At 75.5% G+C, this 21,960-nt stretch carries 21 protein-coding genes; 6 read left to right on the top strand and 15 right to left on the bottom strand.

What is annotated here, in order from left to right:
- Nucleotides 1-14 precede the first annotated feature (14 nt).
- Complete coding sequence (locus tag SH587_RS20210; protein WP_320672465.1) at nucleotides 15-821, bottom strand: enoyl-CoA hydratase/isomerase family protein; 807 nt, start codon at nucleotides 819-821, stop codon at nucleotides 15-17.
- A gap of 79 nt (nucleotides 822-900) precedes the next feature.
- Between SH587_RS20210 and SH587_RS20205 the strand changes: the two genes are divergently transcribed.
- From SH587_RS20205 to SH587_RS20195, 3 genes are read left to right on the top strand one after another with little or no spacing between them, the layout of a single operon-like run.
- The gene (locus SH587_RS20205) at nucleotides 901-1,986 is read left to right on the top strand and encodes an alpha/beta hydrolase (RefSeq protein WP_320672464.1); all 1,086 of its coding nucleotides are present in this window, start codon (nucleotides 901-903) and stop codon (nucleotides 1,984-1,986) included.
- Entirely contained in the window at nucleotides 1,983-3,470 is a 1,488-nt protein-coding gene (gene glpK / locus SH587_RS20200) for a glycerol kinase GlpK (protein WP_320672463.1), read from the top strand. The genes SH587_RS20205 and glpK overlap by 4 nt, the downstream gene beginning before the upstream one ends.
- 10 nt (nucleotides 3,471-3,480) lie before the next feature.
- Entirely contained in the window at nucleotides 3,481-4,245 is a 765-nt protein-coding gene (locus tag SH587_RS20195) for a lysophospholipid acyltransferase family protein (RefSeq protein WP_320672462.1), read from the top strand.
- A gap of 87 nt (nucleotides 4,246-4,332) precedes the next feature.
- On the opposite strand, the gene SH587_RS20190 is transcribed toward SH587_RS20195, so the two are convergent.
- Both SH587_RS20190 and SH587_RS20185 read right to left on the bottom strand, forming a co-directional pair.
- Complete coding sequence (locus tag SH587_RS20190; protein WP_320672461.1) at nucleotides 4,333-4,467, bottom strand: hypothetical protein; 135 nt, start codon at nucleotides 4,465-4,467, stop codon at nucleotides 4,333-4,335.
- A 627-nt stretch (nucleotides 4,468-5,094) separates the two neighbouring features.
- Complete coding sequence (locus SH587_RS20185; RefSeq protein ID WP_320672460.1) at nucleotides 5,095-7,425, bottom strand: hypothetical protein; 2,331 nt, start codon at nucleotides 7,423-7,425, stop codon at nucleotides 5,095-5,097.
- A gap of 114 nt (nucleotides 7,426-7,539) precedes the next feature.
- On the opposite strand from SH587_RS20185, the gene SH587_RS20180 reads away from it, so the two are divergent.
- Nucleotides 7,540-8,286 carry a hypothetical protein gene (locus SH587_RS20180; RefSeq protein ID WP_320672459.1) on the top strand — a complete coding sequence of 249 codons (747 nt, stop codon included), beginning with the start codon at nucleotides 7,540-7,542 and terminating at the stop codon, nucleotides 8,284-8,286.
- A 113-nt stretch (nucleotides 8,287-8,399) separates the two neighbouring features.
- Here SH587_RS20180 and SH587_RS20175 read toward each other — a convergent pair whose 3' ends face one another.
- The 7 genes from SH587_RS20175 to SH587_RS20145 form a co-directional block, all read right to left on the bottom strand.
- Entirely contained in the window at nucleotides 8,400-9,227 is an 828-nt protein-coding gene (locus tag SH587_RS20175; protein WP_320672458.1) for an SDR family NAD(P)-dependent oxidoreductase, read from the bottom strand.
- Nucleotides 9,228-9,286: 59 nt separating this feature from the next.
- A complete protein-coding gene (locus tag SH587_RS20170; RefSeq protein ID WP_320672457.1) occupies nucleotides 9,287-10,015 on the bottom strand; it encodes an acyl-ACP thioesterase domain-containing protein in 729 nt (242 codons plus the stop codon).
- 6 nt (nucleotides 10,016-10,021) lie between these two features.
- On the bottom strand, nucleotides 10,022-11,581 hold the full coding sequence (locus SH587_RS20165) for a helicase HerA-like domain-containing protein (RefSeq protein WP_320672456.1): 1,560 nt from the start codon (nucleotides 11,579-11,581) through the stop codon (nucleotides 10,022-10,024).
- Nucleotides 11,582-11,659: 78 nt separating this feature from the next.
- Complete coding sequence (locus tag SH587_RS20160) at nucleotides 11,660-12,067, bottom strand: hypothetical protein (protein WP_320672455.1); 408 nt, start codon at nucleotides 12,065-12,067, stop codon at nucleotides 11,660-11,662.
- 40 nt (nucleotides 12,068-12,107) lie between these two features.
- Complete coding sequence (locus tag SH587_RS20155) at nucleotides 12,108-12,725, bottom strand: hypothetical protein (protein ID WP_320672454.1); 618 nt, start codon at nucleotides 12,723-12,725, stop codon at nucleotides 12,108-12,110.
- Nucleotides 12,726-12,967: 242 nt separating this feature from the next.
- On the bottom strand, nucleotides 12,968-14,242 hold the full coding sequence (locus SH587_RS20150) for an acyl-CoA dehydrogenase family protein (protein ID WP_320672453.1): 1,275 nt from the start codon (nucleotides 14,240-14,242) through the stop codon (nucleotides 12,968-12,970).
- Between the two features lie 2 nt (nucleotides 14,243-14,244).
- Nucleotides 14,245-15,429, bottom strand: coding sequence for an acyl-CoA dehydrogenase family protein (locus SH587_RS20145; protein WP_320672452.1), 1,185 nt, complete (start codon nucleotides 15,427-15,429; stop codon nucleotides 14,245-14,247).
- Between the two features lie 238 nt (nucleotides 15,430-15,667).
- Here SH587_RS20145 and SH587_RS20140 point away from each other — a divergent pair, with 238 nt between their 5' ends.
- On the top strand, nucleotides 15,668-16,468 hold the full coding sequence (locus tag SH587_RS20140) for an enoyl-CoA hydratase/isomerase family protein (protein ID WP_320672451.1): 801 nt from the start codon (nucleotides 15,668-15,670) through the stop codon (nucleotides 16,466-16,468).
- A gap of 119 nt (nucleotides 16,469-16,587) precedes the next feature.
- Here SH587_RS20140 and SH587_RS20135 read toward each other — a convergent pair whose 3' ends face one another.
- Nucleotides 16,588-16,917: an ArsR/SmtB family transcription factor gene (locus SH587_RS20135; protein ID WP_320672450.1), complete on the bottom strand. Its 330-nt coding sequence runs from the start codon at nucleotides 16,915-16,917 to the stop codon at nucleotides 16,588-16,590.
- A gap of 8 nt (nucleotides 16,918-16,925) precedes the next feature.
- On the bottom strand, nucleotides 16,926-17,381 hold the full coding sequence (locus SH587_RS20130) for an SRPBCC family protein (RefSeq protein ID WP_320672449.1): 456 nt from the start codon (nucleotides 17,379-17,381) through the stop codon (nucleotides 16,926-16,928).
- Nucleotides 17,382-17,555: 174 nt separating this feature from the next.
- Here SH587_RS20130 and SH587_RS20125 point away from each other — a divergent pair, with 174 nt between their 5' ends.
- Nucleotides 17,556-17,816, top strand: a complete 261-nt coding sequence (locus tag SH587_RS20125) for a hypothetical protein (RefSeq protein WP_320672448.1) — start codon at nucleotides 17,556-17,558, stop codon at nucleotides 17,814-17,816.
- Nucleotides 17,817-17,903: 87 nt separating this feature from the next.
- Here SH587_RS20125 and SH587_RS20120 read toward each other — a convergent pair whose 3' ends face one another.
- From SH587_RS20120 to SH587_RS20110, 3 genes are all read right to left on the bottom strand, one after another.
- Nucleotides 17,904-19,406: a carboxypeptidase-like regulatory domain-containing protein gene (locus SH587_RS20120; RefSeq protein WP_320672447.1), complete on the bottom strand. Its 1,503-nt coding sequence runs from the start codon at nucleotides 19,404-19,406 to the stop codon at nucleotides 17,904-17,906.
- A gap of 186 nt (nucleotides 19,407-19,592) precedes the next feature.
- The gene (locus SH587_RS20115) at nucleotides 19,593-20,420 is read right to left on the bottom strand and encodes a hypothetical protein (protein ID WP_320672446.1); all 828 of its coding nucleotides are present in this window, start codon (nucleotides 20,418-20,420) and stop codon (nucleotides 19,593-19,595) included.
- Nucleotides 20,420-21,211, bottom strand: a complete 792-nt coding sequence (locus tag SH587_RS20110; RefSeq protein ID WP_320672445.1) for a ParA family protein — start codon at nucleotides 21,209-21,211, stop codon at nucleotides 20,420-20,422. The genes SH587_RS20115 and SH587_RS20110 overlap by 1 nt, the downstream gene beginning before the upstream one ends.
- Between the last annotated feature and the right edge of the window lie 749 nt (nucleotides 21,212-21,960).

Here is a 21,960-nt window from a genome sequence, read left to right as displayed (position 1 = left end):
AGTCCCCGCCCCGCTCACCGCCCCCGCCACTGCGGCGGCCGCTTCTCGGCGAACGCCCGCACGCCCTCCAGCAGGTCCTCGCTGGCGAAGCTGGCGCGGCGCAGGGCCAGCAGCTCCTCCTCGACCTCACGCCGCAGCTCGCCCTCGCCGTCGAGCAGCGCCCGCAGGATCCGCTTGTTGCCGCGCTGGGCGAGCGGGGCGCCCGCCGCCAGGCCGACGGCCAGGTCGAGCGCGGCCGCCTCCAGCGCGTCGGCCGCCACCACCCGGTTGACCAGGCCCCAGGCGAGCGCCGTCGGCGGGTCGATCGCGCGGCCGAGCAGGAACAGCTCGCGGGTCCGGGGGCTGCCGATCGCGTCGACGAACCGCCGCAGGCCGGTGTGCGAGTAGATCAGCCCCAGCTTCGCCGGCGGCATCGCCAGCCGGATGTGGTCGGCGGCGATCCGCAGGTCGCAGACCAGCGCCAGCTCCAGCCCGCCGCCCATCGTGTGGCCCGGCAGCGCCGCCACCGTCGGCAGCTCGCAAGCCTCGACCGCGTCGATCGCCGCCGTGAACGGGTGGGCGACCAGCGCCTCGGCCTGCTCGGCGAAGGCGTCGGCCGGGCCGCCCGCCACCTCGCCCAGGTCGTAGCCGGACGAGAACCGCCCGTCGGCGCCGGTCAGCAGGATCGCCCGCACGCCCGAGCCTGGCGCGCAGGCGTCGGTGACCGCTGCGGCGATCGCGTCGAGCAGCGGGTGGTCGAGCGCGCCGAGCTTCTCCGGGTGGGAGATCGTCAGGCGCAGGACGCCCTCGGCGGGGTGGTCGCGCAGCAGCTGGCCGGCCATCGCGGCGGACGATAGAGGCCGCGGCGAACGAGCACGTTCGCCGATCGGCCGAGCGGCCGGCCGCTATAGGCTGCCGGCCATGGATTCCGGTCCGGCCGTCGGCCCCGTCGTCCGCCAGCTGGGGCCGCCGAGCCCGGCGGCGCTCGTCTTCGAGCGCCGGCTGCGGCGGATCCTGCGTCCGCTCGCCGCCGGCTGGCGGATGACTCCGCGCGGCGTCCTGCTGCTGCAGCGGATCAGCGAGCCGCGCGGCCGCCGGATCCGCGCCAAGCAGGGAACGCTGGTCGAGGAGACCACGATCGACGGCGTGCCCGTCGAGCGGGTCTGGGGTCCGCGCGCCCAGCAGCGCCGCGGCCCCGACCAGGCCGTGCTGCTCTACCTCCACGGCGGCGGCTACGTCTTCGGCTCGCCCCGCACGCACCGGGTCCTGACCTCGCAGCTCTCCCACGCCAGCGGGATCCCGGCCGTCGTCCCCGACTACCGACTGCCGCCGGTCGCGACCCTGCCGGCGCCGGTCGAGGACGCGCTGGCCGTCTACCGCGCCCTGCTCCGCGACCACGACCCGGCTCGGATCGTCGTCGCCGGCGACTCGGCCGGCGGCAACCTGGCCCACGCGCTGCTGCTGCACGCCGCCGAGGCCGGGCTGCCGATGCCGGCCGGCCTGGTCCTGCTCTCGCCCTGGAGCGACCTGTCGATGAGCGGTCCGAGCGTCCGCGAGCACGACGGGATCGACCCCTTCATCCCCGAGGTCGCCCTCTGGCGCTGCGCCCGCGTCGCCTGCGCCGGGCTCGACCCGGCCGACTGGCGCTGCTCGCCGCTCTTCGGTCCCGCCGAGCTGCAGGCCCAGCTGCCGCCGACGCTGCTCCAGGTCGGCAGCACCGAGCTGCTGCGCGACGACAGCCGGCGGGTCGCCCAGCGGCTGGCCGACGCCGGCGTCCGCGCCGAGCTGGAGATCTACGAGCGGGTCCCGCACGTGCCGCCGATCTGGGGCAACCTGCCCGAGGGCCGCGACGCGACCGAGCGGATCGGCCGCTTCCTGGCCGCGGTCCTGCCCGACGGCGCCGCCCACCGGCCGACCCCGGCCGAGGCGGCCGCGGCCGTCGCCGACGAGACGACCACCGAGGACACCGCCGAGACCGCGGCCCCGACCGACCCGCTCGTCTCGTGATCCTCTCGATCGACCAGGGCACCACCGGCACGACCTGCTTCGTCGTCGACGGCGACGGCGAGCTGCTCGGCCGCGGCTACCGCGAGTTCGCCCAGCACTTCCCGCAGCCCGGCTGGGTCGAGCACGACGCGGCCGAGATCTGGGCCGTCACCCGCGAGGTCGCGTTCGAGGCCTGCGACGACGCCGGGATCGACCCCGCGCAGCTGCACGCGATCGGGATCACGAACCAGCGCGAGACGATCTGCGTCTGGGATCCCGCCACCGGCGAGCCGCTGCACCGGGCGATCGTCTGGCAGGACCGGCGGACGGCGGGGATCTGCGACCGGCTGCGGGCCGACGGCCACGAGCCGCTGATCCGCGAGCGGACCGGGCTGGTCCTCGACCCCTACTTCTCCGGCACCAAGATCGCCTGGCTGCTGGAGCACGCGCCCGAGCTGCGGGAGCGCGCCCGCCGCGGCACCGCCGTCTTCGGGACGATCGACTCGTGGCTGCTCTTCCAGCTGACCGGCGAGCACGTCACCGACCCGTCGAACGCCTCGCGGACGATGCTCTACGGGCTCGCGAGCGGCGGCTGGGACGAGCAGCTGTGCGACCTGCTCGGGGTGCCGCTGCGGTCGCTGCCGGAGATCCGGCCCTCGATCGGCGGCTTCGGCCGCGTCCAGCCGGGCGTGCTCGGCGGCGCCGCCTGCCCGGTCGCGGGCGTCGCCGGCGACCAGCAGGCGGCCCTCTACGGCCAGGCCTGCCTCGATCGCGGCGAGGGCAAGAACACCTACGGCACCGGCTCGTTCGTGCTCCTCAACACCGGCGACGAGGCCCCGACCGGCGCCCCGCCCGCGGGCCTGCTGCGGACCGTCGCCTGGCGGATCGGCGAGCGGACGATGTTCGCCCTCGAGGCCTCGGTCTTCGCCACCGGCGCCGCGGTCCAGTGGCTGCGCGACGGGCTGCGGATCATCGACAGCGCGGGGGAGACCGAGCCGCTGGCCGCCTCGCTCGCCTCCAACGACGGCGTCCACCTGGTGCCGGCTTTCGCCGGGCTCGGGTCGCCGCACTGGGACCCGTACGCGCGCGGCACGATCACCGGCCTGACCCGCGGCTCGACCCGCGCCCACCTGGCGCGGGCGACGCTGGAGTCGATCGCCTACCAGACGCTCGACGCGGTGCGGGCGATGGAGGCCGCCGCCGACGAGCCGCTGCGGGTGCTGAAGGCCGACGGCGGGGCGACCGCCAACCGCTGGCTGATGCAGTTCCAGGCCGACGTGCTCGGGGTGCCGGTGGTGGTGCCGGCGATCCACGAGACGACGGCGCTCGGCGCGGCCTACATGGCCGGGGTCGGAGTCGGCGCCTGGAACCAGCGGGAGATCACCCGCAGCTGGCGCCAGGCCGCCGCCTACGAGCCGCTGATGAGCCGCGACGAGGCGGAGACCCTGCACGCCGGCTGGCGCGACGCGGTCGGGCGCTCGCTGCGGCAGGCGCTGCCGGAGTAGGCTCGCGGCGATGGCCGACGACCTCGTCCAGCTGAAGCCGCAGGTCTACCGCGACGAGCGTCCGCCGGAGCAGTTCCGCCGCTACCACGAGCGGACCCGGCGGGCCGAGCCGGGGCCGACCTACGAGATCGTCCGCTGCCTGACGACGCTGCTGGGGCTGGGGTTCTTCCGGACCCGCGCCTACGGCACCGAGCGGGTGCCGCGGTCGGGGCCGCTGATCATCGCCCCCAACCACTTCTCGAACATGGACCACTTCTTCCTCGGCCTCGGGCTGCGGCGGAAGATCCACTTCATGGCCAAGTCGCAGATGTTCGTGCGGCCGCTCGACTGGGTCTACACGACCGGCGGCACCTTCCCGATCCAGCGCGGCCGGGCCGACGTCGAGGCGTTCGCGACCGTCTCGGCGATCCTCGCCCGCGGCGGCTGCATGGCCACCTACTGCGAGGGCGGGCGCTCGCGGACCGGCGAGCTGGCGGCGCGGGCCAAGCCGGGGATCGGCCGCTTCGCGCTCGAGTCGGGGGCGACCGTGGTGCCGGCGGCGATCCACGGCAGCTCGCACGTGCGCAACTGGAAGCGCGGCCAGCTGCCCCGGATCACCGTCCTCTTCGGCCACCCGTTCCGCTACGAGGCGCAGGGTGCCGGCAACGTCGCCCGTGACGACGCGCGGGCGGCGGCGGACGAGATCTTCGACGCGATCAAGCAGCTCTACGCGGTCCTCGACGCCGATCCCGCGCGGGCCCGGGCGGCGGCGCGGGCGCACGTGGCGGGGGGCTGAGCCGGGGGGGCTTCAGCCGGCCGGGCGGGCGGGCGGGCTCAGCGGGGCGGGCGGGCGCCGCCGGTGGCTGAGCCGGTCGCAAGCGGTTCAGCGCGACGGGCGGGCGGCCGGCGCCGTGACGTTGCGGTAGGCGGCCCGCCAGAGGGCCACGTAGGCGGTCGCGGCGGCCGCCCAGGCGAGGCGGTGGTGGGGCATGTCGTGGCTCCTTCCGGGGTGGCTCATGGGAGGATCATCGGCCGTCCGAGCGCCCGCCTCCGCGCCGTCGGCCACCGCCTGGACGAGTCGTCGGTCACGGACGGTCGTGGGTCGCCCTGGCGGACGGTCGAGGCGGCCCGGTCGAATCGCGGATCCGTCGCGACGACGAGACCGAGACGGCGTTTCGACGTCCCCACGCCGTCGAAACGCGATCTCGCCAGCGGCCACGCGCGAGACCGCGATTCGACGTCTCCGGGCGGGCGGAACGCCGTCTCGCTCCCGCCCCGCCCACGAGACCGCGATTCGACGTCCCCGCGCCGCCGAAACGCGATCTCGTCGGCCGACCACTCGCCAGACCGCGATTCGACGTCCCCACGCCGGACGGTCGCCATCTCGCCCCACCCCTCCGCGCGAGACTGCGATTCGGCGTCCCCACGCCGTCGAAACGCGATCTCGTCGGCCGGCCATGCGCGAGACCGCGATTCGGCGTCCTAGGCCGGACGGTCGCCATCTCGCCGCCCTGCCGCGCGCGAGATCGCGGTTCGGCGTCCCCACGCTGTCGGAACGCGATCTCGCGGGCCGACCGCCCGCGAGACCGCGATTCGACGGCCCCCCGCCCCCCGCCGCGCCCGGGCGGACGATCGACGACGCCGGTCAGCGGACGACCCGCTCGCAGGTGCCGTCGACGAGCACGTCGTCGAGGTCGACCAGGGCGGTGTCGGTGCCGGGGCCGCAGCTGATCCGGTCGACCTCGCCGTCGATCGCCTCGATCCGGTCGTCGCCCTCGTCGCCGCTGATCTCGTCGCGGCCGGCGCTGCCGATCACCACGTCGTCGCCGGGCCCGCCCGAGACGCGGTCGTCGCCGCTGGCCCCGGTCACGCGGTCGTCTCCCTCGTCGCCGAACGCCTGGTCGTTGCCCTTGCGGCCGTGGACGTCGTCGTTGCCGCTGCCGCCGTGGACGATGTCGTCGCCGTCCTCGCCGTCGACGTAGTCGTCACCGCCGCGGCCGTCGAGCTGGTCGTTGCCCGGCCCGGTGATCAGCGAGTCGATCCCGTCGGTGCCGATCCGGACGTCGTCGCCCGGAGTCCCGAAGATCACGTTCGACGGCCGCCCGAGGTCGTGGCCGGGCTCGGCGGGGACCGGCACCACGTGCTCGCAGCGGGTCAGGCGGTCGCGGGTCGGGTCGTGGTCCTCGACGAAGACGGTGTCCTCGCCGGGGCCGCAGTCGACCGTGTCGGTGTTCTGGTCGGCGGCCCGCACCTGGTCGTCGCCGGACCCGGCCTCGATCACGTCGCGGCCGGGACCGCCGACGATCACGTCGTCGCCCGCTCCGCCGTCGATCGTGTCGTTGCCGGAGTTGCCGTCGAGCTGGTCGTTGCCGGTGCCGCCGCCGATCCGGTTGGCGCCGATGTCGCCGACCACCACGTCGTCCTCGCTGCCGGCCTCGACCCGGTCGTCGCCGGTCCCGGTCAGGACGTGGTCGGCGCCCGGCCCGGCGTCGATCCGGTCGCTGCCGCTGCCGGCGTCGAGCTGGTCGTCGCCGGGGCCGCCGACGAGCTTGTCGGTCCCGCGGCCGGCGACGATCACGTCGTCGCCCTCGCCGCCGTCGAGCAGCGGGTCGTTGCCGAGGCCGCGCTCGACGATCTGGTCGTTGCCGGGACCGCCGAGGACGGTGTCGTCGCCGTCGCCGCCGTCGGCCCGGTCGTCGCCAGGACCGAGGTCGATCCGGTCGTCGCCCTGGCCGGTCTCGACGCTGTCGGCGCCGTCGCCGCCCAGCACCCGGTCGCTGCCGTCGCGGCCGACGATCCGGTCGTCGCCGGGACCGCCGTCGAGCTGGTCCTGGCCGGTGCCGCCGTCGAGCCGGTCGTTGCCCTCGCCACCCTCGAGCACGTCCAGGTCGCGGCCGCCGCGGAGGTCGTCGTCGCCGCCCAGGCCGACCAGCCGGTCGGGGCCGCGGGTGCCGAGCAGCAGGTCGTTCCCCGCCGTCCCGACCTGCAGCGCCAGGCCCGGCTGGACCGCGATCGCCGTCGGGGCTCGGCGGCCGAGGTGGCGGATCCGGGTCCGCTGGCGGCCGTCGACCGGGGCCAGCGAGAGGCTGCGGTCGCCGCCGTCGGCGATCAGCAGCTTGCTGTCGGCGTCGCCGATCGCGGGCAGGCCGGGGCCGCGGCCGGCGGTCACCGTCCGCACCACCCGGCCGCTGGCGACGTCGACCATCGCCGTCCGGCGGGCGCGGCGGTCGGCCGGCCCGACCGCGGTCCGGGCCGGCGAGCCGGACACCGCGACCCCGCCGCCGACGCCGGCCGGCAGCGCGATCCGCCGCAGCGTGCGCCCGCTGGTCACGTCGACCACCAGCAGCTGCCCGCGGCGGCGCCCGCGCGGCGGCAACGCCACCAGCCCGGTGCGGTCGTCGGCCCGGATCGCGACCCCGCGCGGGGCGCTGGCGGTAATCCGGCGGACCACCCGCCGGCGGTCGAGGTCGACCAGGTAGGCGCCGCGGCGGCCGGCGGCGACCAGCGCCCGCCCGCCGCCGGGGCCGATCGCGACGCCGTCGATCGCCGCGCCCGCGGGCAGGGTCACGGTCGCGCTGCCGGCCAGCGACGCCGGGTCGAGCAGTCGCAGCCGCCGGTCGCCGCCGACCACCAGCCGGTTCGACGCCGCCGCCAGCCCACCGGTCGTCGCGGCGAGCGTCCGCCGGGCGGTGATCCGGCCGCTGTCGGGGTCGATCGCCACCAGCTGGCGGCCGCTGCCGGCCAGCAGCCGAGTGCCGTCGGGAGCGAAGGCGATCGCGCGGCTCGCGCCGGGCAGCCGCACGGTCCGCTCGACCGTCAGCCGCCGCAGGTCGAGCAGCCGCACCCGGTCGCTGCCGTCGGCGACCGCGACGGTGCGGGCACCGGCGGCGGCGGGGCCGAGGGCGGCGAGCGCGGCCGCGGCGAGCAGCGCGGCAGCGGGGCGGAGCGTGCGGGCAGGGCGTGGTCGGACCACCATCAGGAGTGGGAACCCGGACGGCCCGCCGACGTTGCGCCGGAGCCCGCGCTGCAATCCGCCGTTCGTCGGCCACCGGCGGCGAGGAACGAGCGGAAGGGCACCGAAAGCCCGGCCATGCCCCGTCCCGTCCTGCCGCTGGCTCTCGCCGCCTCCGGCGCCCTGCTCCTGCTGCTCCCGTCGTCGGCCGGCGCGGTCGCCGGCCGCGACCTGCTGGAGCCCGACGCCGGCACCGACACGGCGGCCACCGCCCAGCGGCTGACGTTCGGCGCCACGGTCGACCAGCGGGTCGTGCTCGGCCCGACCGCGGTCCGCGACGAGGACTTCTTCGTCGCCCGCGGCACGGCCGGCAGCGCGGTGACGATCCGGCTCCAGCACGGCGGCGAGGTCGACGGCCGGCCGCTCGTCCTCGGCGTCCCGCGGACGGTCGGCGGCGCGCTCCGCTGGCGGCGGGCCCGCAGCGGCGAGGCGATCGTGGCCCAGGCCCGGATCGGGGCCGACGGCCGGCTGCTGCTCGAGGTCCGCTGCGGCGCCGCCGGCGCGGCCTGCAGCGCCCCGGGCGCGATCCCCTACCGGCTGGAGGTCGCCCGGACCACCACGACCAGCGGCCGCGCGACCACCCGCACCGCCGCCGCCGCCCGCCGCAAGCCGTCCCGCGGCGTCCGCCGCAAGCCCTCCCGCAGGACGACCGTCCGCAACCCGGCGACGACCGCGCCGGCCCGCGGCGGCCGCCCGGCACCGGCCCCGGCTCCGACGCCGGCCCCGGCCGAGCCGCAGTCGGGCGGCACCGCGCCGACCGCGCCCGCGCCGACCGCCCCGGCCACCCCGGTCGCGCCGGACTCCGGCGGCACCCCGCTGGCCTGATCCCCCTTCGCCGACGCACCGTCCGGCGCCGCGGCGATCCGCGGCGCCGGCAGCGTCGGCGGCCTCTCACGTTCCGGTCGCCCAGCGACCGGAACGTCGCAGCGGCCGTGGCCTCAGCCGGTCATCCCGCCGAACTGGCCGCCGGTCACGTGCAGCGTCTGGCCGTGGACGTAGTTCGACCACGGCGAGCAGAGGAAGAAGATCCCGCCGGCGGCCTCCTCGGGCGTGCCCGGACGGCCGAGCGGCACCATCATCGGCGCCAGCTCCCGCAGCTGGTCGGGGATCCCCAGCTGGACCTGCTGACCGTCGATCTCGGTCACGTTCGACTCGTCCTTGGCCGCGGTCAGGCGGGTCTCGATCCAGCCGAAGGCGACCGCGTTGACGTTGACCTTGAACTGGCCCCACTCCTTGGCCAGGGTCTTCGTCAGGCCCACCACCCCGGCCTTGCCGGCGGCGTAGTTCGCCTGGCCGGCGTTGCCCATAGTGCCCGACATCGAGCTGACGTTGACGATCTTGCGGAAGACCTCGCGGCCCTCCTCGCGCTCCTTCTTGGCCGGCTCGCGCAGGTGCGGCGCGGCGGCGCGGACGATCCGGAACGGAGCCACGACGTGGATGTCGAGCATCCGCTGGAACCAGTCGTCGCGCATCTTGTGGACCGGCGCGTCGAGCGTGTAGCCGGCGTTGTTGACCACGATGTCGAGCTTGCCCCAGCTGTCGATCGCGTGCTGGACCAGCGCGTCCGGCACGCCCTCCTTGGTCAGGTCGCCGTGGAAGACCGAGGTCTCGCCGCCGAGCTCGTCGGCGGCCTGGCGGGCGAGGTCGGCGTCGAGGTCGTTGACGACCACCTTCGCGCCCTGCTCCAGCAGCAGCGCCGCCGTCGCGCGGCCGATCCCGCGCGCCGATCCGGTGACGATCGCCACCTTGTCGTCGAGGACTCCCATGCTCCGTCTCCCTGCGGTCGTGGTGCACCGGCCTCGCGGCCCGGTCGGATCGCCTGATCCTAGGCCCCGGGCTCGATCCGGGCGGTCGCCCGGACCGCGCCGTCGCCGTCGACCAGCCACCGCTGGGGACCGTCGGCGACGATCGCGAAGTCGCCGGCGCCGGCCTCGGCGTGGTGCTCGACCTCGGCCCGCAGCGGCGCCGCGGCGTCGTGCTCGCGCAGCTCCTGCTCGAGGATCCGCCAGTAGGCCGCGTTGTTGACGTGGTCGGCCAGGTCGAGGTCGGCGACGGCGAACCGCCACGGCCGTGACGGGCCGGCGGTGGCCGCCGCGGTCGGCTCGGCCGGGTGGCGCAGCCGCGCCTTCGCCCGCCGGCCCGCGGCCGAGGGCCCGTAGACGGCCGTGAAGGCCTCGGTCCTGCGCGGCCGCAGCGTCGCCGGGTCGAGCGGCACCCACAGGGCCGACGCCTCGACCGCCGCGCCCTGCTCGCCGACGATCGACGTCCGCCGCTCGGCGACCAGGGTCCCGATCGCGCTGCAGGCGGTGCGCAGCTCGACCCGCTCGCCGAAGACCGGGAAGCGGCGGACGACGATCGTCGTCCGCCGCACCAGCCAGAGCGAGTCGTGCTCCAGCCCGGCCTGGACGACGTCCTCGTAGGCCACCTGCTGGAGCCAGTCGGCGAGCGCGTCGAGCCGGGCGCGGCGGACGGGGGAGACCTCGCCGGGGCCGACCCGGCGGGTCGCGCGGTAGACCCGGCCGGTGGTCGGGAGCGGGGGCAGCGCGTCGGACATCGCCGCTCAGAGCTTCTTGCGCAGCATCCCGAAGACGCCGCGGATCACCTCGCGCTGGATCTGCTTGCCCTGGCGCGAGTTGAGGAAGTCGCTGAGCGCACCGCCGCCGTCGTCCTGCTTCGGCGGGGCCTTCGGGGCCGGCTTCGACTTCGGCGCCCCGATCGGCGCGTTCGGGTCCTTGGCCGGCGGGGCATCCGGGGCCGGGGCCTCGGCCTTGGCCGCCGCCTGCTCGACCCGCGCGGCCAGCTTCTCGCGGGCGCTCTCGTTGTCGACCCGGGTGCCGTACTTGGCCCACAGCGGCGACGCCTTGGCGGTCCCGTCGACGTCGTCGGCCGGCGCCGCGCGCGACGCCGGCGAGACCAGCCGCGTGTGGACGACCGGGGTCGGGACGCCCTTCTCCGACAGGATCGTGACCGCCGCCTCGCCGATCCCGAGCGCCGGCAGGGTCTCCTTGAGGTCGTAGAACTCCGAGGTCGGGAAGGTCGAGACGGTCGCCTTCAGCGCCTTCGCGTCGTCGGGGGTGAAGGCCCGCAGCGCGTGCTGGACGCGGTTGCCGAGCTGGGCCAGGACGTCGCCGGGGACGTCCTTCGGGGTCTGGGTGACGAAGAAGACGCCGACGCCCTTCGAGCGGATCAGCCGCACCGTGTTGGTGACGGCGGCCAGGAAGGCCGGGGTCGCGTCGCGGAACAGCAGGTGGGCCTCGTCGAAGAAGAAGACGAGCTTCGGCTTGTCGAGGTCGCCGGCCTCGGGCAGCGTCTCGAACAGCTCGGCCAGGATCCACATCAGCGCGGTCGAGAACAGCTGCGGCTGCTGCTGGACGCCGGGCAGCTCCAGGCACGAGATCACGCCGCGGCCGTCGGGGGCGGTCCGCAGCAGGTCGGCGATCTCGAACTGCGGCTCGCCGAACAGCTCGGTGCCGCCGGTCGTCTCCAGTCCGACCAGCGCCCGCAGCAGCACGCCGACGGTCTGGCCGGAGAGCCCGCCGATCCCCGCCAGCTCGCTCTTGCCGTCGTCGGAGTCGAGGAAGGTCAGGAGCGCCCGCAGGTCGGAGAGGTCGAGCAGCGGCAGCGCCTTGCTGTCGGCGTAGTGGAAGACCAGCTGCAGGCTCTGCTCCTGGGTCTCGTTGGCGCCCAGGACCTTGCCCAGCAGCTGCGGGCCGAAGTCGGAGACCGTTGCGCGGACGGGGACGCCGGCGCCGATCCCGCCCAGCGCCAGGTACTCGACCGGGAAGCCGGTCGGGGTCCGCGGGACCTGCAGCTCGGCCATCCGCTTCGACGCCCAGCCCTCGGCGTCGCCGGGCGCGCCGACGCCCGAGAGGTCGCCCTTCATGTCGGCCACGAAGACCGGCACGCCGGCCGCCGACAGCTGCTCGGCCAGCACCTGGAGGGTGACCGTCTTGCCGGTGCCGGTGGCGCCCGCGATCAGCCCGTGGCGGTTCATCATCCGCAGCGGCACCTGGACGGCGGCCTCCGGGAAGACCTGGCCCTCGTGCACGCCCCGACCGAGGGTCACGGCCGGCCCCTCCACGGCGTAGGCCTGGGCGATGGTGGGGGCGAAGTCCGGCATGGCGGGGAACCTACCGGGCGCTGTACACGGCAGCGTGAACGGACGGTCGACGTGGCGCCCGCGCGCTCGGGCGGCGGCTCAGTCGCAGCGGCGCAGGCGCGAGACCGGGAAGCCGTCGCTCCACGGCTTCGCCGGCCCGTAGTAGCTGCCCTGGATCCACAGCCGGTCGCCGCTGCGGACGTCGCGCAGGGTCAGCCGGATCTCGCCGCCGCGCCAGCGGGTGGCGGTGCGGCGGACGGGGATCCGGTCGTCGGCGCCGCGGGCGATCGCCGCGTAGACGCCGATCTCGTGCTTCTCGGCGTCGGTGCTGGTGCCGATCTGGGTCGTGGTCCGCACCCACCACGGGCCGTCGCTGCGGTGGCGCTCCTTGCAGGCGTAGTGCCGGAAAGCATCGCTGCGGACGCGGGTCGGGCCGTCGGCCTGGGCGGCCGCGGGGGCCGCGCCGAGGGCGGCGCCGGCGAGCAGGAGGGCGGTCGCGCGCTTCATGCGGGCAGCGTATGCGGGAGCCGCGGGCGGTGCGCCGATCTCAGCCGTGCTCCTCCAGCGCCGCCGCCAGGGCCGCGCGGCCGTCGCGGAGCACCGGCGCGCCGTGCGAGACCAGCACCCGCTCGATCGGCAGCTCCAGCAGCGGCCGCAGCAGCCGCGCCAGGCCGGCCCGGCCGGGCGGTCGCGACAGGTAGGTCATCCACGAGTCCGGGTTCAGCCGCAGCCCGCGGCCGCCGTGGCCGCCGAGGATCCGGTCGCCGGGGACGAGGGCGGCCGCGTCCGGCAGCCAGTAGACGGTCTCGCCGGCCCCGCGCAGCCGGATCGGCTCGATCCCCGCCGGCAGCGTCCGCCCGCCGCCGGGACGGAGGTCGCTGGCGTCGTAGCGGGCGACGACCGCGTCGCGGCTGCGCCGGTGCCACTTCAGCGTCGTCAGCACCACCACCGGCCGTCCGCGATCGCCGACCCGGCCGTCGATCCAGCCCCAGCCGTCGTCCGCCACCAGCGGGTCGATCAGGACGGTCGCGTCGGCGGCCTCGACCAGCACGCTGCCGACGTCCCGCTCCCAGCTGTTCGGCCGCTCGGGGTCGGACGAGGGGCGCCAGTCCGGGTGCGGGGTGGTCCAGCGCCAGAGTCCGTCGGCCACGCGCACCGGGTCCATCGCCCGATCCTCGCAGCGGGGGCGGCGGCCGAGCGATGAATTCGCGCGCTGCCGCACCGCCGCGAGGCGACCGGCGCCCAGGACCGGCGCTGGGACCTGGCGCTGGCCTACGAGCACCTGGCCGCGGCCTGGAACGGCCGCGGCGAGCGCGAGCGGGCCGGCACCGCCGCCGCCCGCGCCCGTCGCGAGCAGGGCCGGGCCGCGTCCTCGGCCCGGCCGGCGCTGGCGGCGATCGCCTCCCGCTAGGCCCCCATCAGGCGGCCGATCACGTCCTTCATGATCTCGTCGGTGCCGCCGCCGATCGGGCCCAGGCGGGCGTCGCGCCAGGCCCGCTCGATCCCGTACTCCTTGGTGTAGCCGGCGCCGCCGTGCAGCTGCAGGCAGCGGTCGACGATCTCGACCAGGCCGCGCTGGGTCATCAGCTTCGCCATCGAGACCTCCTTGATCACCTGCTCGCCGGCCACGTGGCGGCGGAGGGTCTCGTAGGTCAGGGCCCGGCAGGCCTCGATCTGGGTGCCCATCTCGGCCAGCGCCCAGCGGGTGCCCTGGAAATCGGCGATCCGGCGGCCGAAGGCGGTCCGCTCGGCCACGTAGGCCTTCGCCTGCTCGAACGCCAGGTCCATCCCGGCGACCGCGCCGAGCGCCATCGACAGCCGCTCCCACTGGAAGTTGGCCATGATCAGCTTGAAGCCGCCGTGCAGCTCGCCGAGCAGGTGGTCCTCGGGCACGAAGACGTCCTGGAAGCTGATCAGGGCGGTGTCCGAGGCGTGCCAGCCGAGCTTCTCGATCTCGCTCGCCGCGATCCCGTCGCCGCGGGCCGCGCCCAGCGCCCGCGGGTCGTCCTCGGCGCCCTCGGGGGCCGCGCCGCGCTCGATCACCAGGAACGAGATCCCGCCGTGGCCTCCGTCGCTGGTGGTCTTGACCGCGGCGACGTAGAACTGGGCCCGGACACCGCCGGTGATGAAGCACTTCTCGCCGTTGACGAGGAAGCCGCCGTCGACCTTCTCGGCCCGGGTCTGGATCCCGGCCACGTCGCTGCCGGTGCCGGGCTCGGTGATCGCCAGCGCGGCCACCTGCTCGCCGCGCAGGACCGGCGGCACCCAGCGTCGCTTCTGGTCCTCCGTGCCGAACTTCACGATCGGCGGGGCGGCGATCGTCGTCGGGGCGCTGAGCGCGGCCGAGACGCCGCCGCTGCCGGCGCGGGCGATCTCCTGGGTCCAGACGGCGTCGTGGACGTGGTCGCCGCCCTGGCCGCCGAGCTCGGTCGGGAACCAGGTGTTGGCGAAGCCGGTCTCGCCGAGCCGGCGGAAGACCGACTGCGGCACCCACTTGGCGTCCTCCCAGGCCTGCACGTGGGGACGGATCTCGGCGTCGACCCAGGCGCGGATGCTGGTCCGCAGGGCCTCGTGCTCGTCGGTGAAGAGGTGCTCCCAGCCGGTCGCCGGGTTGGTCGCGCTGCTGGCGCGCAGGCCCGCCGAGGCGTGGTCGGGCGCGGGGGGACGGTTGGTGGTGCTCATGCTCAGACCCCGTAGGAGCGGCCGATGTACTCGAGCAGGGTCTCGTCGGTCCCCGCTCCGATCCGGTTCAGGCGCAGGTCGCGCCAGGCCCGTTCGATCCCGTACTCCTTCATGTAGCCGTTGCCGCCGTGGATCTGGAGGCACTCGTCGGCGACCTCGCAGGCGATTCGCGAGGCGTAGAGCTTGGCCATCGAGATCTCCCGCACCGGGTACTCGCCGGCCATCACGCGGCGGGCGGTGTTGTAGCTCAGCTGGCGGGCGGCCTCGGTCTTCGTGGCCATCTCGGCGAACTTCCAGCGGATCCCCTGGAACTTGCCGATCGGGCGGCCGAACGCGGTCCGCTCCTGGGCGTACTGGAGCGTCCGCTCGATCAGCAGGTCGGCCGAGGCGACCGCCCCGACGGCGCCGATCAGCCGCTCCCCCTGGAGCTCCCACATGATGTGGTAGAAGCCCTTGCCCTCCTCGCCGAGCAGGTTCTCGGCCGGCACGCGGACGTCGGTGAACGACAGCAGCGCCGTGTCCGAGGCCTCCATCCCGGCCTTCTCCAGCTTCTTCTCGCGGACGATCCCGGGCGAGTCCATGTCGACGATGAAGAGGCTGAAGCCAGCGTAGCCCGCCTCCGGGTCGGTCTTGGTGACCAGCACGATGTAGTCGGCCCGGTGGCCGTTGGTGATGAACACCTTCGAGCCGTTGATCACGAACTCGTCGCCGTCGCGGACCGCGGTGGTCTTGATCCCGGCGACGTCGGATCCGGCGTCCGGCTCGGTGATCCCGAGGCAGGCGATCTTCTCGCCCTTCATCGCCGGCACCAGGTACTTCAGCTTCTGCTCGTGGGTGCCGAGCATCTTGATCGGCGGGTTGGCCATGTCGGTGTGGACGGCGACGCCCATCACCATCCCGCCCGAGTGCGAGCGGGCCAGCTCCTCGGCCAGCACCAGGTTGTAGGCGTAGTCGCCGCCCTGGCCGCCGTACTCCTCGGGGTACGAGAGGCCGAGGAAGCCCAGCTCGCCCATCCGCGTGAAGACCCAGTCGGGGAAGGTCGTGCGCTCCCACTCCTCGGCGTGGGGCGTCAGCTCGCTCTCGACGAAGCGGCGGATCTGGGCCCGCATCGCCTCGTGCTCGTCGGTGAAGATCGGGTGCCGGCCGGGGGCGGCGTGGTCGGGCTTCAGGGCCTGGTCGGTGGCCATGCGGGGTCTCCTCGGGCGCGCTCGGTGGCCGCGGGAGCGGGCCACGGCGGCAAAGTAGCACGTGCTACTTCTCACTTCCCGGGATCGAGTGGCGACGGTCCCGCCGTTGTGGGGAATCGCGACCTCCGGCGGGGGTGGACGGGGGCGATCGCCAAGCGTCGCGGCGCCCGGTGCGGCAGGATCGCCGGCGGCGGCGCGCGTCGCGCCCGTCGCCGCGTCCCGCGAACGAGGAGATCCCGTGCCCGACGAGCAGCCGACCCCCGACGCCCCCGTCGCCTACGCGGCGGCCGACGGCGTCGCGACCATCGCCCTCGACCAGCCCGAGACGCGCAACGCCCTCTCCGACGAACTGCTCGACGCCCTGATCGCCGCCTTCGAGCGGGCCCGCGACGACGACGCGATCCGCTGCGTGGTGCTGACCTCGACCCACGAGAAGGTCTTCTCGGCCGGCGGCAACCTGGCCGGCTTCGCGGCTGAGGTCCCGCTGGTCCGGAAGTACGGGGCGATCGACCGCTTCCCGCGGCTCTTCCGACTGATCGCCGACCTCGGCAAGCCGACGATCTGCCGCGCCAACGGCCACGTGCTGGCCGGTGCGCTGGGCCTGGCCCTGGCCTGCGACCTGATCGTCACCCACGAGGACGTCCAGTTCGGCACGCCCGAGATCAACGTCGGGGTCTTCCCGTTCATGATCATGGCGCTGATCTACCGCAACGTCGGGCGCAAGAAGGCGACCGAGCTGCTGCTGCTGGGCGAGCGGGTCAGCGCCGCCGAGGCCGAGCGGATCGGGATCGTCAACAAGGTCGTGCCGGCGGCCGAGCTCGACGCCGCGGTCGACGCCTGGGCCCGCAAGCTGGCCGTCAGCTCGCCGCTGCTGATGCGGATGGGCAAGGACGCGATCAGCCGCCAGACCGACATGCCGCTCGACGACGCGCTCGACTTCCTCCGCGGTCAGCTGGCGCTGGCCTTCTCGACCGAGGACATCCAGGAGGGCGTGCGCGCCTTCTTCGACAAGCGCGAGCCGCAGTGGAAGGGGCAGTAGGGGGAAGGGGAGAGGGTGAACGTCGCACGGCGGGCCGCCCGGCTCGCCTGTGCGACGTTCGCCACCGCCGGCGTGGCAACCGTCGCACGGTGCCCGGAGCGGGCGGCGGCGTGCGACGTTCACCCCGAGGCCGGCCCCTCCTCGGCCAGCCGCTTGAGGGCGGCCAGCCGCGCGTCCCAGCCGGCGGCGATCGCGGCCATCGCGTCGGCCGTCTCGCGCAGCCGCTCGGGACGGGCGCGGTAGCGGACCTCGCGTCCGTGGCGGTGGTTCTCGACCAGCGCGGCCCGTTCGAGCACGGCCAGGTGCTTGACGATCGCCACCCGGCTGACCGGCAGCTGGCCGGCGAGCGCGGTGGCCGAGGCCGCGCCGCGCTCGCCGAGCAGCTCGAGCACGCGCCAGCGCGTCGGGTCGGCGAGGGCGGCGAAGACCTCGGGGCCGGCGGTCGCCATCGGGACGCTCAGACCGCGACCCGCTCGGCGTGGGCGACCAGCTCGCCGAGCTCGAGCTGCCAGCCCTCGGTGTTGCCGCGCAGGTTCTCCAGTCGCTGCTCGGGGCTGCAGTCGAGGGCGTCGAAGCCGCTCTCGAGCACGCGCACGCGGGTGCCGTCGCCCTCGGCGGCGAGGGTGAAGGTGATCAGGGTCGAGTTGCCCTCGACCGGCTCGACGCCGCCCGGGTCGCGGTAGGGGGCCCAGCGGAAGACGAACCGCCGGTGGGGCTCGACGGCCACGACCTCGCCGGCGACGCTGCCGTGCTCCTGCCAGCGCAGGGTCAGCCGGCCGCCGGGCCGCAGGTCGATCTCGGCGCCGGCGTCGCCGAACCAGCGGCCGAGGTGCTCGGCCTCGGTCAGGAGCGCCCAGACGCGCTCGGGCGGGGCGGCGATCAGGACGTCGCGTTCGATCTGGTCGGTGCTCACGGTGGTCTCCCTGGTGGAGGTCGATGTGTAGCCGCAGGGTTACATGTCGTGGGATGAAATGCAACCCTGTGGTTACAGGTCGCGGGCCGCGGTGCGATTTCGTCACGAAGACGGCCCCGAGTTGGATCGGTCGACTTCTTGTTCCGTGACGGCTTCGGCGGAACACTGGATCGCATGAGAAGCCGCACCCTCCGCGAGGCCCTGGACCGGATCGACGAGGACGTGCGTCTCTCGCGCGAGGCCGCCGAGCGTCACGCCGCCATGTTCGACGACACCCGCGAGTTCATCCGCGAGATGACCCTGCGGATGGAACGGGGGACGAACGCGATGGTGGCCGAGATCGCTGACCTGCGGGACATCGGTCGTTCGCAGACCGAGGCCCTGCTGCAGGTCCTCGACCGGCTGCCGCCGCGGGCGGCCGACGGCTCCGGCTGAGCCCCCGCAACGCGAACGCGCCGCCGGAGGACCGGCGGCGCGCGCGGGGGATCGCTCGTCGGCGAAGACGGCGGGCCGGTCGATCAGTCAGCCACGCAAGCGGATCGTTCGGAGAACCAACGGTCCGGTTCCGCCGCGGCCGCTGGTCCAGATGACCGCGACCGGCAGGCCCGGCCGCCGCCGAAGCAGCGTCGCGCCCGTCCGGGTGAGGCGCAGCCAGAGCTCGGTGGCCTTGGACGAGAGGACGCCGCGGGCGACCGTGACAGGAGCCCCGCCCCGCCGCGCCCGCGGACCGGTGGTCCGCGCGGCCACCAGGCGGATGGTCCCCGAGCAGGTCGCGGTCGCGCAGCGGGTCCGGAGCCGGAGCCGCCCAGACCGGACCGTGGCCGTCCTCGGACCGCCGATCGTGGGTGCGGTGGCCGGGGCAGCGAGGGAAGGCCGTTCGGGAGCCGGCGCGCTCCCTGGGCGCGTGGGGGGCGGAGCGGGCGTCGGCACTAGCGCCAACAGTGGTCCACCAACCTGCAACCAGCCGCCGAGCATCGCGGCCAGCGCTTGCTGGTCGGCCTGTGCGCGCTTCTCCTCCGGTGTCAGGCCCGCGCGGACCATCGGGGTCACGAGCGCACCCGGCAGCGACGTCGCGAAGTCGGCCTCGAACATGTTCATGTGCTGGTCACCGACGAGGAACGGCCCCTCGTTCGCAGGGACGACGTCGTCCGGAGCGAGCGGCGGATCGCACCGGTCCTCGGGCCGCGGCGGGAAGCGCGGCTCGGGCTGGTCCTCGAGGCCGATCATCCACGACATCGTCTTGTGGCCGTCATGCGGGAGACCGCGGCCCCAGCAGCTGCGGCGGGGGCGAGTCGCCATCTGGAAGTCCGCGTCCGTGTTGCCGCCAGCCCGCAGATCGAGGTATCCGTGCTCCTGGAAGGCGTCCCACCGCGAAGGTGCCCGGTAGGGCAGGCCTCCGGCACCGCTCCACGCCGTGACCAGGTCGTGGCGGCTGGCTCGCATCACGTAGATGCCACGGGGCAGGCGCAGTGCGTAACGGCCGTCCGCGCCGGTGGTGGTCGCGATCCGGAGGTCCGTAGGCTGCCAGAAGTTGCTCTCGGCGACGTCGACGGCGACCCCCTCCAGCCCGCGGCCGGTCGGGTCGGCTACCCGACCGCGCAGCAGGACGTCAAGGGGGCGGATCTCGACCTGATGGTCGAAGGCCGGCCCGTCCCAGTCCGGGCGCAGTTCGGCGATGTTGTTGTGGACGTTGGTCCAGCGCATCCAGTGGAACGCGGACTCGTACCCCGCCCGCCGGACGTGCAGCCAGTAGCCCTGCGAGCTGTCGACGGCGAGGTCGTCGAAGCGGAACTTCCCGTCGCCGTGCGTGGTCGTCGTCTGGAGGGCCACGAGGTCCTCTGGAGCGGGATAGGGGTCCTGGTAGAGGTGGCCAGCGCGGAAGATCCGCACCTCGACGCCCGTTACCGCGGCACCCGCTGGATCGCGGACCGTTCCCGCGATCGTCCCGACTCGCCCGTCGTCCTGCGCCGAGGCCGGCACCGCCAGGACGGCCGCCGTCGTCAGGGCCAGCACGACGGTCAGCAACCGACGGAGCAGAGCGGCGAGAAGGAAGGACGGTGGTTGGACACGCATGGATTCCCGGTCGGCCTCGCGATCCGCGACGAGCGAGCGATGCCGGGCAGCGTGGACGGATGTTCGCCGGGCCCCGCAACGCGAACGCGCCGCCGGAGGACCGGCGGCGCGCGCGGGGGATCGGTGGGGGACCGACGGTCAGTCGAGGAAGGCGCCGCCGCGGACCATCTCCATCCGCGTCACCAGCCGGGCCGCGTCGTCGGCGTCCTCGGGCAGGTGGGCGTCGAGCAGCGCGTTGACCAGCGTCGAGCGGCGGACCGAGGCGACGATCCCGGTGGCGCCGGCGACGACGTCGTCCAGCTCGCGACGCAGGGCCTCGGGCACGCGGGCGTTGCGCTCCTCCCACGGGTGGTCGAGCGCCTCCAGCCGGCGACGGCGGTAGCCGCCGATCGCGCGGGCGGCGGCGTCGCCGTCGGCCGGCAGGTGGAAGTGCAGCACCGCCGTCACCAGCGCCGCGAAGGTCACCCGCGGGCCGGTCGCGGCCACCAGGGCGTCGGCGCGGGCCGACAGCTCGCGATCGAGGATCAGCGCCGTCTGCTTCGGCCGGCCGAGCAGGCGGTCGGGACGCAGCGCGGCCGCGTCCAGGCCCGCGGTCCAGGCCGGACGGTCGTCGTCGGCGGTGGCCGGGGCGGGGGTCTCGGCGGCGGCCTCGGTCTTGACCTCGGCCTCGACCTCAGCCGGTGCCTCGGTCTCGGCCTCCGTCTCGGTCGGGGCGGCCGCGACGGCGGCGGCGGCGGCCGGGGCGGCCGGCGCCACCGGCGCCTCGGCGTCAGCCGCGACCGCGGCCACGGGCCGCGGAGCCGACGCTGCGTCGACCGCCGGGGCGTCCGCGACCGGCGCGTCCGGGACCGGGGCCAGCGTGGGCGCCGGCGCCAGGGCGACGGGGGCCGACGGCTCCTCCTCGGTCGGAACGGTCAGGTCCAGCGGGCTTCGCAGGCCGCTGGGGGAGAGCTTCAGTCGAGCCATCAGGCGGCCTCCGCCAGGGTCGTGGTGTGGGTGGCGCCGCGCGCCTCGATCTCGGCCGCCAGCTCGCGGAAGGCCTCCGCGGCGCGGCCGTCCGGCTTGCGGACGACGAGCGGGATGCCCTCGGTGGTGGCGTCGTGGAAGCCGGCGCGCATCGGGATCTGGGCGTCGAGCAGCGGGGCGTCGAGCGCCGGCAGCGCCTCGTTCAGCGTCTGGTAGGTGTTGCGGCGCTCGTCGACGTTGTTGCGCAGCAGGCCGAGGGTCTCGACGCTGACGCGGCGGCGACGCAGGGTCTGGAGGGTCGAGAGCAGCGTCGCCGCGCCCTTGTAGGCGTTGCGGTCGACCATCGAGATCGGCACCAGCACTTCGTCGGCGGCGAGGAAGCCGTTGACGGTCAGCAGGCCGAGGTTCGGCGGGCAGTCGATCAGCACCAGGTCGTAGGCGGGCAGCGTCTCGCGCAGCGCCTCGGCCAGGAACTCCTCGCGCCGCACCTGCGAGACCAGGGTCAGCTCGACGTCCGCCATCCGGCCGTCGCCCGCGATCAGGTCGACGTTCTCGGTCACGGCGGGGACGAGCGCCTCGCCGGCCTCGGTCTCGCCGAGGAAGACGTCGGCGATCGTGCCGGGCGCCTGGTCGGGGGAGAGGCCGAACATCGCGGTCGAGTCGAACTGGGGGTCGATGTCGACGACGAGGGTCCGGCGACCGGCCTGACCGAGCGCGACGGCCAGGTTGACGGTCACGGTGCTCTTTCCGGCACCGCCCTTCTGGTTGGCGATGGCGATCACGCGGGTCATCGGTTTCAGGCGTCCTTGGCTGGCGGAGTGCGCGGGCGGCGATGGCGGACCGCGCGGGGGCGCGTCCCCGATGCCGTTTCGTCGCCGCCCGCGGTTCTCCTTCCCGCCGATCGAGCGACCGCCCGACCGCCGCCCCGCGCCCCCGTCCGGCCACCCCGCCGGCCCCGCCCGCCGCCGTCCGACCGGCCGCCCGCACCCGCGTCCGGGCGGCCGTCCCGGCGACCTCGCGCTCACCCGCTCGGCCGTCCGGCCTGCCGTGCGCCCCCGCCGCCGTCCGGCGCCGCGCCCGTTCGCGGCCCCGGCCGCGCGTCGGGGCGGCCGTTCGCCCGGCCCGCAGCTCGGGCGGCCGACCGTTCGGCCGCACGCGGTCGCGACCACCACCGCGTCCGGCCGCCCCGCCACCCGACCGGCCCCGCGCCCGCCACCACGACCACCGCCGCGCACGCCAGCCCCGCCGCCCGACCGGCCCCGCGCCCGCCACCACGGCCGCCGCACCGCCCGCCGGCGCGCCCGACCGCGCGGCCGATCACCCCGTCGCGCGGCGCCCCTCGCGGCTGATCGCGCGGGGGCGCGCCCGGCGGTCCGTCCGGTCCGGCCGCCGGTCGCCCGGCCGTCCCGCGGACCGTCCGCCGCCGCGACCGCACGCTCCGCCGGCCCTCGTCGCGGCCGGACGTCCCCCCGGATCCGCCCGCGAGCGAGCGCACGGCTCGCCGTCCGCCCGGCCCCGCGGGCGGCGGCCCGCCCACGGC

It is taken from the genome of Patulibacter defluvii (assembly GCF_034096925.1).
Lineage (GTDB): Bacteria > Actinomycetota > Thermoleophilia > Solirubrobacterales > Solirubrobacteraceae > Patulibacter > Patulibacter defluvii.
The sequence above is the reverse complement of the archived record's forward strand: the minus strand, read 5'-3'. Positions and strand labels throughout refer to the sequence as shown.

Excerpts from the sequence above, each read along its gene's own strand:
- SH587_RS20135 (WP_320672450.1), bottom strand. The coding sequence starts at position 16,917 with ATGGCGACCGCCGGCCCCGAGGTCTTCGCCGCCCTCGCCGACCCGACG.
- SH587_RS20155 (WP_320672454.1), bottom strand. The coding sequence starts at position 12,725 with ATGGACCCGGTGCGCGTGGCCGACGGACTCTGGCGCTGGACCACCCCG.
- SH587_RS20185 (WP_320672460.1), bottom strand. The coding sequence starts at position 7,425 with ATGGTGGTCCGACCACGCCCTGCCCGCACGCTCCGCCCCGCTGCCGCG.
- SH587_RS20175 (WP_320672458.1), bottom strand. The coding sequence starts at position 9,227 with ATGGGAGTCCTCGACGACAAGGTGGCGATCGTCACCGGATCGGCGCGC.
- SH587_RS20150 (WP_320672453.1), bottom strand. The coding sequence starts at position 14,242 with ATGAGCACCACCAACCGTCCCCCCGCGCCCGACCACGCCTCGGCGGGC.
- SH587_RS20190 (WP_320672461.1), bottom strand. The coding sequence starts at position 4,467 with ATGAGCCACCCCGGAAGGAGCCACGACATGCCCCACCACCGCCTCGCC.
- SH587_RS20205 (WP_320672464.1), top strand. The coding sequence starts at position 901 with ATGGATTCCGGTCCGGCCGTCGGCCCCGTCGTCCGCCAGCTGGGGCCG.
- SH587_RS20125 (WP_320672448.1), top strand. The coding sequence starts at position 17,556 with ATGAGAAGCCGCACCCTCCGCGAGGCCCTGGACCGGATCGACGAGGAC.
- SH587_RS20180 (WP_320672459.1), top strand. The coding sequence starts at position 7,540 with ATGCCCCGTCCCGTCCTGCCGCTGGCTCTCGCCGCCTCCGGCGCCCTG.
- SH587_RS20145 (WP_320672452.1), bottom strand. The coding sequence starts at position 15,429 with ATGGCCACCGACCAGGCCCTGAAGCCCGACCACGCCGCCCCCGGCCGG.
- SH587_RS20115 (WP_320672446.1), bottom strand. The coding sequence starts at position 20,420 with ATGGCTCGACTGAAGCTCTCCCCCAGCGGCCTGCGAAGCCCGCTGGAC.
- SH587_RS20195 (WP_320672462.1), top strand. The coding sequence starts at position 3,481 with ATGGCCGACGACCTCGTCCAGCTGAAGCCGCAGGTCTACCGCGACGAG.
- SH587_RS20210 (WP_320672465.1), bottom strand. The coding sequence starts at position 821 with ATGGCCGGCCAGCTGCTGCGCGACCACCCCGCCGAGGGCGTCCTGCGC.
- SH587_RS20170 (WP_320672457.1), bottom strand. The coding sequence starts at position 10,015 with ATGTCCGACGCGCTGCCCCCGCTCCCGACCACCGGCCGGGTCTACCGC.
- SH587_RS20110 (WP_320672445.1), bottom strand. The coding sequence starts at position 21,211 with ATGACCCGCGTGATCGCCATCGCCAACCAGAAGGGCGGTGCCGGAAAG.
- SH587_RS20165 (WP_320672456.1), bottom strand. The coding sequence starts at position 11,581 with ATGCCGGACTTCGCCCCCACCATCGCCCAGGCCTACGCCGTGGAGGGG.
- SH587_RS20160 (WP_320672455.1), bottom strand. The coding sequence starts at position 12,067 with ATGAAGCGCGCGACCGCCCTCCTGCTCGCCGGCGCCGCCCTCGGCGCG.